Origin of the sequence: Anaeromonas gelatinilytica (assembly GCF_016820635.1) — a bacterium.
Classification (GTDB): domain Bacteria; phylum Bacillota; class Clostridia; order Tissierellales; family SIT17; genus Anaeromonas; species Anaeromonas gelatinilytica.
Genome location: NZ_WSFU01000049.1, coordinates 1 through 12,462, shown reverse-complemented (window position 1 = coordinate 12,462; position 12,462 = coordinate 1). Strand labels below are relative to the sequence as shown.

Annotated in this window: 10 protein-coding genes and 1 other annotated feature; all 10 genes read right to left on the bottom strand. The window is 28.8% G+C overall.

Annotated elements, in window-relative coordinates:
- Nucleotides 1–83 precede the first annotated feature (83 nt).
- Nucleotides 84–319 (bottom strand) — a binding site (T-box leader).
- A 55-nt stretch (nucleotides 320–374) separates the two neighbouring features.
- Nucleotides 375–1,595, bottom strand: a complete 1,221-nt coding sequence (locus GOQ29_RS03755) for a hypothetical protein (protein ID WP_203371299.1) — start codon at nucleotides 1,593–1,595, stop codon at nucleotides 375–377.
- A gap of 193 nt (nucleotides 1,596–1,788) precedes the next feature.
- Entirely contained in the window at nucleotides 1,789–4,146 is a 2,358-nt protein-coding gene (gene ppsA / locus GOQ29_RS03750; RefSeq protein WP_203371298.1) for a phosphoenolpyruvate synthase, read from the bottom strand.
- A gap of 166 nt (nucleotides 4,147–4,312) precedes the next feature.
- On the bottom strand, nucleotides 4,313–5,338 hold the full coding sequence (gene add / locus GOQ29_RS03745) for an adenosine deaminase (RefSeq protein ID WP_203371297.1): 1,026 nt from the start codon (nucleotides 5,336–5,338) through the stop codon (nucleotides 4,313–4,315).
- Nucleotides 5,339–5,427: 89 nt separating this feature from the next.
- Complete coding sequence (locus GOQ29_RS03740; RefSeq protein WP_203371296.1) at nucleotides 5,428–6,516, bottom strand: dipeptide epimerase; 1,089 nt, start codon at nucleotides 6,514–6,516, stop codon at nucleotides 5,428–5,430.
- Nucleotides 6,517–6,533: 17 nt separating this feature from the next.
- The gene (locus GOQ29_RS03735) at nucleotides 6,534–6,860 is read right to left on the bottom strand and encodes a DUF3870 domain-containing protein (RefSeq protein ID WP_203371295.1); all 327 of its coding nucleotides are present in this window, start codon (nucleotides 6,858–6,860) and stop codon (nucleotides 6,534–6,536) included.
- A 20-nt stretch (nucleotides 6,861–6,880) separates the two neighbouring features.
- Complete coding sequence (locus GOQ29_RS03730; RefSeq protein ID WP_203371294.1) at nucleotides 6,881–8,041, bottom strand: DUF819 family protein; 1,161 nt, start codon at nucleotides 8,039–8,041, stop codon at nucleotides 6,881–6,883.
- Between the two features lie 499 nt (nucleotides 8,042–8,540).
- The gene (locus tag GOQ29_RS03725) at nucleotides 8,541–9,773 is read right to left on the bottom strand and encodes an ABC transporter permease (protein WP_203371293.1); all 1,233 of its coding nucleotides are present in this window, start codon (nucleotides 9,771–9,773) and stop codon (nucleotides 8,541–8,543) included.
- Between the two features lie 11 nt (nucleotides 9,774–9,784).
- Complete coding sequence (locus GOQ29_RS03720; RefSeq protein WP_203371292.1) at nucleotides 9,785–10,690, bottom strand: COG1361 S-layer family protein; 906 nt, start codon at nucleotides 10,688–10,690, stop codon at nucleotides 9,785–9,787.
- 4 nt (nucleotides 10,691–10,694) lie between these two features.
- On the bottom strand, nucleotides 10,695–11,381 hold the full coding sequence (locus tag GOQ29_RS03715; protein WP_484477056.1) for an ABC transporter ATP-binding protein: 687 nt from the start codon (nucleotides 11,379–11,381) through the stop codon (nucleotides 10,695–10,697).
- A 10-nt stretch (nucleotides 11,382–11,391) separates the two neighbouring features.
- Nucleotides 11,392–12,069 carry a Yip1 family protein gene (locus tag GOQ29_RS03710; RefSeq protein WP_203371291.1) on the bottom strand — a complete coding sequence of 226 codons (678 nt, stop codon included), beginning with the start codon at nucleotides 12,067–12,069 and terminating at the stop codon, nucleotides 11,392–11,394.
- Nucleotides 12,070–12,462 lie beyond the last annotated feature (393 nt).

Genomic DNA, 12,462 nt, shown 5'->3' with positions numbered 1-12,462 from the left:
TTATATTCATAGTTTTTTCATGTTTTTTAATTTTTTCTATTGACTTTTACTAGCTGGTCTTAAAATAAAAAACCTTCATCTCATACAGAGACGAAGGTATAATTCGCGTTACCACTCTAGTTTACTTAAATCTCTCAATTTAAGCCTCAATAGGTTTTATAAACCTTTGTATTTAACGGATACAAACCGTCATAATCTACTTAAATTTCAACCATGAAGCTCAGGGGCCATATTCAATTAATTCTCTATCACCAGCTTTCACCTTTCCTGGCTCTCTATAGATAGATTCTTAATCTACTCTTCCCTTCATAGCTTTTATATTCATATGTACTATTATTGATTAATAATATATAAACTATTCGTTTTTGTCAAGATTAATTAGTTTTTGTTGGAATTATTTCAAACTCTTCTTTTTCTTTGTTATTATCTACAGATTTATCTATGATAAATTTAAAATTATCATCAAATTCATAATCTAATATAGAATAATCAAATTCCCCTATTGTTTTTTCTTTCTTCATAGCTCCTTTTATTAATTGACTAGGATCACTATTTTTTAATTTTATAATATCAATAGAATTCGTTGCCAGTTTTTCCTCAGTCTCTCTAGAAAAATTTATCGCCATATAAACTCCATTTTTAGAAAGTTTATAATCCTCATATTCAGCATCACTAGATAATTCCACCACATCATCAACTCTACCATATCTTGTTCTCATTAGAAAATTAGGACAATTATTCTGATTTTTATTCTTAATTAAAAAATATTCATGTTCTTTTATTTTATTTAAATATATGCTTTCAATATTATTCATATTTTCTTTTAAATTTATTCTTGTAATTTTCATGAAATATTCATCTAAAGCTATAGCATTTCCCTCTATTTCTGTGAATAAATCACTCTCATATCTATCTAATCTTTCACCAGTATCTAAATCAATAGTTGAATATAGACTATTGTTCTCATTATACAATTTATCATTGAATATGATTAATAACTCTTCCTTACCGTCATTATTTGTATCTTCTATCTCCAAAGTAGGGGGATTCTCTTTTTGATCATACTCATTTGACCAACTATATTTATATATATTATCCCTGTATTTTAATAACCCATAATGAAATGATTCATCAGATTCAGCTTCTTCATTTATTTTATATAAATATATATCCTTTTCTGGAATACTATTTATCTCTGTATACATTATAGTTCCCTCTAAATTCGATTTAGCATATGAGAATATAGCCATTATTATTAATAAGGATACTATAGCAAAAATAAAGTATTTCTTTTTATTACTTCTTTTATATTTGTTATATTCGACAATAATCCAAGTCCATAAATATATATTTAAAGTTACCCCTAGTATTTCTACTATAAATAATTTATCTTCTGGTGAATTGAAAAATATCAAAAGAGCATGTATTCCTATTATGAAGAAGTTTATTAATATTATAATAAATTCTTTGCTTTTAATAGGAACTAATGTGGCCCCAGAAGCTTTATAATCTTGGTCTCTATTAAAACGATAAACTCTTATCCCCACATATATTGCTATTGCGTAGTACAATAAGTCTATAAGTATTTTTCCCATACCTTCCACTCCCATATTTTCCCTATCTTCTTATATTATAGCATGAAAATCAAAAAGAAGTAAACGACTTTTCCATAAGTCGTTATTTTTTCCATAATTCATTTATCTTTTTATAATAAGAAAAATAGCGAGTGTTATTCTTAATACAATAAAGGGCATCCTATTGATAGAATACCCTTTATTTACTACTTATCTAATTATTTGAATTTCTTATATTGTTTAATAGTATTCTCTGCTCTACTCCTGCCACAAGTCTTCTTGTATAGGCTACTGTATCAGGATTTATACTCATACTATCTATTCCTTCACGAACTAGAAATTCCGCAAATTCTGGATATAAAGATGGTGCCTGACCACATATAGATACAGTTTTACCATGCTTATGAGCTGCTTTTATTAATGTAGCTATTGCTTTTTTTACTGCTGGATTTCTTTCATCAAAATATCCCATACTATTTAATATTCCTGAGTCCCTATCTGCTCCTAATGTTAATTGAGTCAAGTCATTACTTCCTATACTAAATCCATCAATTAATTGTGCAAATTCTTCTGCTTGGAATATCACTGAAGGCACTTCTGCCATTATCCAAATCTTGAAGTTTATTCCCTGAACTAATCCTTCTGAAGCCATTATTTCTTTCACTTTTTTCAATTCCCAAGTAGTTCTAACAAAAGGTAACATAACATATACATTGATTAATCCATATTCATCTCTAACCTTTTTGATTGCTTTACACTCTAATCTGAAACCTTCTTCATAATCAGAAGAAATATATCTAGAAACCCCTCTCCATCCAATCATAGGATTACTTTCTATAGGTTCTACTTCGTCTCCACCTTCTAACCCTCTAAATTCATTGGTTCTAAAGTCACTTAATCTTACTACTATAGGCTTAGGATATATTTCTTGAGCAACATTTGTAATTCCCTCTGACATCTTATTTATAAGTCTATCCTGTTGTCCTGTCTTTATTAGATACATTGGATGAGCACCTACATAATTAGTAAATATAAGTTCTGTTCTCATAAGACCTATGCCATCAAAAGGAAGATTCTTATATTTCTTTATCATTGCAGGCTCTCCTAAATTCATATATATCTTTGTTCCGGTAATAGGAGCTAATTGATTTACTAATTGTTCCAATTGTTCCTTACCTATATTACCATTAGTTGTTTCTTCCTCTTCTTCTACAACTTTTCCATCATATACTACTCCTCTAGTAGCATCTACTGTAACCATCATTTTATCTTCTAAATGCTCTGTAGCATCGTTTGCTCCAACTATACAAGGTACTCCCAACTCCCTAGAAACTATAGCTGCATGACAAGTTCTTCCACCTTCATCAGTAACTACAGCCTTTGCTTTTCTCATAGATGGTACCATATCAGGATTTGTCATCACTGTCACTAATATATCTCCATCTTTCACTCTAGATATTTCATTTATATCTTTAATCTTTACAACCTTTCCATAGCCTATTCCAGGAGCTGCAGCTAATCCCTTAGCTAAAACTTTCAATTCAGTATTTTTTACTTCCTCCATATTTTCTTCTTCCCCTTTCAATGTTGTAATAGGTCTAGATTGTAATATATATAATTCTTTAGTATCTTTATCAAAAGCCCATTCTATATCTTGATTACTCTTATACATCGCTTCAATTAATGATCCACTTCTTGCAAGTTTAATTACTTCATCTTCAGATAAACATTCGTCTGTTACTTTATCCTTACCTAATATATCAGCAACAGATACTTCTTCTGTTCCTACTGTATCCTTTTTCTTTATAACCATAGTCTTCTTATTTGCTATATTTTTTTCTACTATTTCCAAACTATCCTTGACTATTATATATTCATCAGGCGTTACTATTCCAGATACTACTGCTTCTCCTAGTCCCCAACTAGCATTTATCATTATTTCATTCTTATTGTTATTTATTGGATTAGCAGTAAACAACACTCCTGCCTTTCCGCTATTTACCATTTTTTGAACTACAACACTTAGTGCTACTTCTTCATGTTTAAACCCTTGATTTTCTCTATAATATATAGCTCTAGCAGTCCATAAAGATGCCCAGCATTTTCTTATATGGTTTAATATTTCTTCTATTCCATGGATTTCTAAGTAAGTATCTTGTTGCCCTGCAAATGACGCCTCTGGTAAATCCTCTGCTGTAGCTGAACTTCTAATAGCTACCAAAGGATCTTTCTTATTTACCTTTTCACTAAATTCTTTATAACTATCAATAATTTCATTTTTTATATCCTCAGGCATCTCTGACTTCATAATAATATCTCTTATCTCTTTTGCTATAGCGTGTAACATATCATTATTTTGTATATCTAATTGAGACAACTTATCCTTTATTTCATCCTTAATATTAGATTTTTCAATAAAATCAGTATATCCCTTAGCTGTTACACAAAATCCTGGTGGTACATTTATACCTTTTTGAGTTAATTCTCCTAAATTAGCCCCTTTACCTCCTACAATAGGTATATCGCTCTTATTAACCTCATTAAACCATTTTATATATTTATATTCATGCATAACATTTCCTCCTTATTCTCATATCATTAATTTATTATACCATACTAATTATATATATGCTATACTATATTATGAAAATATTAAAAATGTTACACTATAAAAATCGAATAAAAAAATATCCTAATAAGTTGAATTTTTTATCATTCATACTTATAGGATATTTTAATTATAGTTTAAAAAATTCTTCTTTGAATATTCCTGTTAATTCTTCTTTTTCTTCATTTGATGCAAAAGATGCATTGATTCCATTAATAATTGTCTGCTTAATATCTTCTAATGTGAATCCTTGCTTATTCATTAATATTTCGTATTCCTTTGCAAGTGTAGTATTAGACACAGTAATATTATCAGTGTTTATTGTCACTGCAATTCCTTCATCTAAATATTTTTTTATTGGGTGGTCCTCAAAACCTTCAACGGCTTTAGTTTGTACATTACTAGATATACACATTTCTAAAGGAATCTTCTTTTCTTTTACAAATTCAAGAATTTCTTCATTTAAATAAGCGTGAATACCATGACCAATTCTTTCTGCTTTTAATTCTTCCACTGCAGTAATAATATTTTTAGGTATGCCTGTTTCTCCAGCATGTACAGTCCTATGAAATCCATATTCTTTAGCCAATTGAAATGCTTTTTTATGTAACTCTGGTGGAAAATCATGTTCATTACCTGCCAAGTCTATAGCTACAACTCCTTTTCCTAAATATGCCTTTCCTTTCTCTACAATTTGAACACTTACTTCAGGAGAATGACGACGCATACATATTAATATCAATTTGGATAAAATTCCATATTTTTCCTTTCCTTCTTCCATTGCTTTTAACACAGATTCAACAGCTTCTTCAAAGGTCATTCCCTTTTCCATATGAAGAAATGGTGCAAATCGAATTTCTATATATTTAACATTTTCATTTGATAAATCTTCTAATAATTCATCTGTAATTCGATATATATATTCACTTTTCTGCATTACATCTGATGTAAGAGCAAATTTTGAAAGATATTCCTTTAATGAACTACAATCCTCTGCAACTTGTGTATGTTGTTTAAATGCTTCAATTTTAGTGGTGGGTACATGTATATCTTCTTTTAATGCAATTTCTAATATTGTTTCAGGTCTTACACTCCCATCTAAATGACAATGTAAATCAATTTTAGGAAATCTCTCTATTTTCTTTTGTACATTCATAATTATATCTCTTCACTCCTTTATCTATTTAATATAACACATTACTATATTTATTAAAAATAAGAAGACATTAGCCTTCTTATTTTTATTTATATATATTCAATTCCTTTTATTCCTTCAATCCCAAATCCAAATCCATCATTTACTTTGATTTTTGAATTGTTAAATACTGCTCCTCCTATTATTGGATCTTCACTACATAATACTGGTCCATCTAAATCTATCTTTGTAATTATCTTTTTAGCTGCCGCTAAATGGACTGCTGCTGTAACACTAACCTTTGCTTCTAACATACATCCAATCATACATTCAACTCCATATATTTCTGCTATGGATACTATTTTTAGTGCATTATATAACCCACCAGTTTTCATTAATTTTATATTTATTAAATCTGCTGCTCTATTTTGTAATATCTTAATTGCATCTCTAGGAGAAAATACACTTTCATCTGCTAATACTGGAATATTTATATTATCTGTTACTAATTTTAATCCCTCTATATCATGAGCCAATACTGGTTGCTCTACTAATTCAATATCTATACCTAAATCCTCTATTTTTCTCAAAGTATATACTGCTTCTTTAGGCTTCCATCCTTGATTTGCATCTATCCTTATTCTTATATTCTTTCCAACAGCTTCTCTTATAGATTTAAGTCTTTTAATATCTAATTTAGAATCTTTACCTACTTTTATTTTTAATGTGTCATATCCTAAATTCACAGCATCAATACTATCTTTTGCCATTTCCTCTGGTTCATTTACACTGATAGTTATGTCTGTATTAATTCTCTCTCTATGGCCTCCTAAAAGCTTATATACAGGAGCATTAAACATTTGCCCATACAAATCATATAAGGCTATATCTACTGCTGCCTTTGCACTGGTGTTCTTTACTACAGAGGAATGAAGTTTCAACATTATATCTTCAAAATTTTCCATATTCATTCCTATAAGAGAAGGTTTAATATGATCCTTTATTGCTCCTATTATAGCTCCTGTAGTATCCCCTGTTATTACTCCAGTGGGGGGGGCTTCACCATAACCAATATTTCCTGTATCTGTTTCTATTATTACTATAGTATCTTCTACATTGTTAACTGTCCTCAATGCAGTCTTAAAAGGTGTTTTTAATGGTACAGATATTCTCCCTAATTTTATATCAGTTATTTTCAAAATATCTACCTCCAAAATCAACAATATTTATTCTTAACTTCCCTATACTTTTTAACCGCATCCTTATATGCCACTATTATAGCCTTCTGAGATGATCCGAAATATCTTTTTTTTACTTCCTTCTCAATCTCATCTCTATATCTATCCAGTTTACTCCCTACAAATATACTTGCTACAAATTCTGAAGTAGTAGCAATAGTTGCGGAGCAACTTAAATCTACTATTTCATCTGTATTAATATCTACCACAAAACCCATAAAAAATATTTTAAACCGTTCAGTAATAGCATTATCTGAACTAGTTTTTCCATGTCCTATTATATATACGGTATTTTTATCATACATATTCTATCACCCTATTTAATCTACATTAAAGATAAAATTCTACCCACCAATAATCCTCCGCCTGTTCCGACTATATATCCTATCATAGCCATTAAAACTCCTATAGGAATTAATGTTTGACTATATGATGCTGCAAGAATTGGAGCTGATGCAACGCCACCTATATTAGCTAAACTTGCTACACCACAAGTAAATAAATCAAGTTTAAATATTTTAGCTATCATTGATAGCAAAATAGCATGAACTGCCAAAATTACAAATCCTGATATTATATACAATGGAGCTTGACCGAGTTCAGCAAAATTAGCTCTAGAAGCAATGAGTGCAACTATTGTATATAACATTACATTTGAAATCTGTGAAGATCCTGGTAATTTTGACAAAGGCGTCATAGCTCCAATAACACCTAATACTGTAACTATAAGTACTGTCCATGTAGTTCCAGAGAAAAAATCACTTGAAGGTAACATATTTCCTACTGAGATTGCTATTGCTGATACAAAAAGACTTGTTCCTAATAATACAATCAAATCTGAAAACTCTATAACTTTTCTATTATCTTCTTCTGCTTTTTCTAATTGAGCACCCACTTCATCTAATACTCTTGTATCAGCCTTCGTCCATTTAGCAAATTTATTTGCAAATGGAACTAATGCTAATAATATCATCACCCATATGGAATAATCTATAGAATCCATAAGCAATGTATAACCAAGACTAGAGTCTGGAAGACCTAAAGCCTGTTGTACAGCAACCATATTCCCTGTACCTCCCATCCAGCTTCCTGATAGTGCTGCAAAAGACTGCCATGTATCAGCTTCATATAATCCTTTAAATATACCAAATGTAACTATAAATCCAAAAGCAATGCTTATGGCAGCTGCAAAAAATGCTAATAACATCTTAGGACCTAATTTAATTATTTTACGTAAATCACATCTTAACAACATTAAAAAAATCATTGCAGGAAGTAAATTCTCTTTAACTATACTATAATAACTATTAATTTCATCCGTTTTTTCCCATAATCCTAAAGTCGATAATAACATTGCTATAAAATAAATTAGTACTACTGCTGGAACATACTTGAAAAATTTTGCTTTAGTATTTTTTTCTAAAATCACAATTATTCCAGCAAAAAATATCAAAAATGCTACATACATAAAACCCGATTGAATCATAAAATTCCCCCATTTTTATTTTTTAAATATTCAAAAAACATAAAAAGGCCCCTAGTAATATTTTTTACATAAAGGCCCTTATTTACGATAATAATTGTATTTAGTAACTATTTTAATAAATAAGTGTATATATAGTTTTCTGAATATTTACTAATATTATATAATATTTTAAGATGATTATCAATATTCTTAGTATCTAATTTAATATATTTTCTAGATACTTCATCACTAAATCTCTACTTCCTACTAAACCAAAAAATCAAAACTTATTATTAAATATTTGAGGACTCTTTGATACAGAATTAATAGATTTATCAGCAAGTATATGATAAGAGGAAAACAAATTATTACTTTTTAAAACAAGTGCACTTTATATAAATTGAAAGTGGCTCTCATAACTTATGAAAAATAATATAAATAATAGCTATAATATCACAAAACCTAAAACAATTTAAGGTTATAAGCTATATCATAATTAGCTAAAATTTTATTGTTAATTCTACTCTTGCCTAAGTGCTTCTAATACACTAATCTTTGCTGCTTTATTTGCAGGATATAAACCTGAAAGAATTCCAACAGCGGTTGAGAAAATAATGGCAAATAAAGCTAACCATATTGGAATTGATGTTATATTATCTTCAAGACCACTCATAAATATCTTAGCTATAGTATTAATCAGAAATGATAATATATAGCTTAATATTAGTCCTGCTGTGCCACCTAATAATCCTATAAAGGTTGCTTCATATAAAAACTGCTTTCGTATATCTCTTACTGATGCTCCTATTACTTTATTTACCCCTATTTCTTTCGTTCTTTCATAAGTACTCATTATCATTGTATTGGTTATACCTACTGCTGCTACAATAAGAGCTATACTTCCAATTCCTCCAAGAAATAGTTGTAAGAATTTAAAAACACTACCCACTTGTTCTATCATATTTTTTATAGAATATGCCATGTATCCTTTATCATTAATTTCCTTTGATAATCTATCTATTTCGTCCATATCATTAGCTACTACTCTAATATTAGAGTATCCTTCTTTTTCTATTATATCTTTAGTATCATTTTTTTCTTCTACCATATCTATTAATTCATCTATATCCATTATTACAGAATAATCTTCTGCTCCACCAGTAGATTTTAATACTCCAGTAATTCTAGTGCGATATTTTTTTGAGGTATTATTTTTTTCTAATTCTGAGAAACCATCTGAAAAGCTGATAGAAGAAGAACTTCTTAATAAATCTTTCTTATTATTTTTAGAAATTTGTCCCTCTAAACTTGATCCTAATATAATAGAGTCCTTCCTTGGAAAACGCCCTTCTTTTAATTGATATCCTAATTCATCAACTTCTTTTGTATCAATACCAGTAAAATTAGCTCCTACACTTTCTCTGCCTATATTTAATTCTCCATAGGTCTGATATATAGGAGTAACTGCTTTTACTCCATCTAACTGCTTTAATTCATTTACATTTTCTCTTTTTAATATCTTTATACTATTTCCCTCAGTAGGTCCCATATTAACTCCTGGATAAACTTCAATATTAGTCATATTTCCACTTTCAAATTCCCCAGTAACACTTTCTTCAAGTCCTACACCTAAAGAAACCATAGTTATTATCCCTGCTGTACCTATCATAATACCTATAAGAGTTAATATGGTTCTAAGTTTTCTTCTCCACAAACTCATCCATGCAAATTTTATTATATCTTTATCTATCATATTATTCACCACTAAAATCCAAATAATCCTTTGATAAATCTAATAAACCTATTATCTTTTTCTTTATTACCAGAATTATCAATATTGTCCTCTGATTCCACATTATAATTTAACTTTTTTTCTATTTCAGTATTTTTATTAAGTCCATCAATATAGCTTACTTTTACATTTACATTCTTTTTGCCCTTTTCATCAAATACTGCATTAAAAGTATAGCTATCAAAGTCCCCACTATTAAAATTACCTAGATATTCTGTATAGCTATTTTCACCTTCTCCTTCTACAGATACAGTTACTCCTTTAATTTCAGCTGTAGAATTATTTACTATATTTATAGTTGATTCTACTTCTTCTCCTATAGATATATCCCCATAATCATCTTTACCTAAAACTTTTATATTTTCTTTTTCGGATAATAATATACCTATAATTTGATCTTCTGTGTAAACTCTTCCATTCGAATCCATATAAGATAATGAAACTACTAAATTATAATTACCTGGTTTCATGTTAGGTGAAGAATACAAGTCATATACCACTTTTTCCTCTGTATCAGCTTTTATAAGTGAAACATATTTTACATTACTTTGATTTAAAGGAGAAAAATTGTCTAATTTTGTTTCTGTTTCTTCTTGCATCTCACTTGTTGGTATCTTTTCTTCTTGCATCTCTCCTGTTGGTATTTTTTCTTCTTCTACTTTATCTTTTAGAGTCAACTTAACTTTCCTTGCATGATATTCTCCGTAATTATTTAAAGTTAATTTTATTTTGAAATTTTCTCCAGGAGAAATTATTTCAGGTTCTATTTTATATTCTGAAATTACTACTACAGGACTTTTAGGAGCTGCATATGTATTAGTTGATACTAAAATCATAATTATAAAAATAAGTCCTATAACCACTACTTTCCTTTTCATTGACTCACTTCCTCTCGTCTTTCAATATCTTACCATCTTTAAGTGTTATTATCCTATCACAAATTTTTGCTACATTAATATCGTGAGTTACAATTATAAATGTAACTTTACTTTCTTTATTCATTTTAGTTATAAGAGATAAAATTTCTTTACCTGTTTCTGAATCTAAATTCCCTGTAGGTTCATCACATAAAACTATTTCAGGATTATTTACAAGTGCCCTTGCAATACTCACCCTTTGCTGTTGTCCTCCTGATAATTCACCAGGCTTATGATCCTTTCTCTCATCTAATCCCACAAGTTTTAAAGCATGAGTTGCCATATCTTTTCTTTTATCCTGTTTTACTCTAGCATATATAAGAGGCATCATCACATTTTCAAGGGCTGATAATGTAGGATTTAAATTAAAGGATTGAAATATAAATCCTATATTATTTCTACGAAATAAACATAAATCATTTTCAGATAAACTTGTAATGAGCCCATTTTTAATTTTCACTTCACCTTCAGTAGGCTTTACAAGACCTCCTGTGACATTTAACAATGTAGATTTACCTGAACCAGAAGGTCCTATTAAAGCTGTAAGTTCTCCTGAAATTATATCTAAATCCACATTATCAAGTGCTTTTACTATACTTCTGCCCATTTTATAATGCTGAGATATATTTTTAAGTTCTATTATTTTTTTCACTTAATCACCTTTATTGAACCATATTACTTAAATTACTATTAATAATTGCACTACCTACTGTAATAAATGTAGTAACAACAAATATTCCTACATTTATTATTACACTTTTTTTCATAGATATATTAAACATTACTTTTATGCCTATGATTAAAAGTACTAGTTGCCAAATAGACCAGATATTCACCTTACTTAATACACTATTCATAATATCACTACTTACTACTGGATCAGAAAATATACTTCTAAATATTCCAGCTATTGCTACAGGATAAGATGTAACTAAAACTAACGAAAACATTTTTTTAAATGTTCCTTCACCTTTAAATAATTTTGTAAATATATATCTAACTCCTGCAAATATAAGATAAGTTACTGTAACTGTTATTAGTGTTGTAATTACAACAACAATAGGCGAAGAAAAAACGTTTTTAATATTTTGAGTTAATTCTATTTGCTCAGCTGACATTCCTTTTGGAAGTTGATTCGTTATCTCATCAGTTTTTGAAGATGAAATTAAAGTAGCAATTGCATTTAAAATAAAAATCATTATAAAATGAATTAAAACTTTAGGATTTCCTTTAAAATACTCAAAAAATCTACTAGGCTTTACTATGTACCATTTAATTTTTTGTCCTAAACTAACTTTTTCATCCTCCATCATTGATTCTCTTTCATTTTCTTCATTCATGCCAACACACTCCCTTTTTAATTTTATTATTTAGTTCTATAATCACTTCATTATTTCCTTCATTTGCTAAATTTTTAATGCAATTGTAATATTAGCCTATACATTTTTTAAAGAATATAGATTCTAATTCTTCAAATTTATGATTATTTGACACCTAATAAAACCGATGAAATTTACCTAAAAATATTACTTCATCAGAGAAATTTGCCACAGTGTCAAGACTATGAGTAGAAAATAGAATCATTTTGTTTTCTTTTGCAGAACTTATGAGCGAGAAAGCCCACTTCTTCAGATGTGGGATGAAAGCGATATTTTTTTAATAGTTATTGCGGTTTATCAGCATAACTAATACAATGTATATATGAATGAATATAGAAAAACTAAAACAACAAC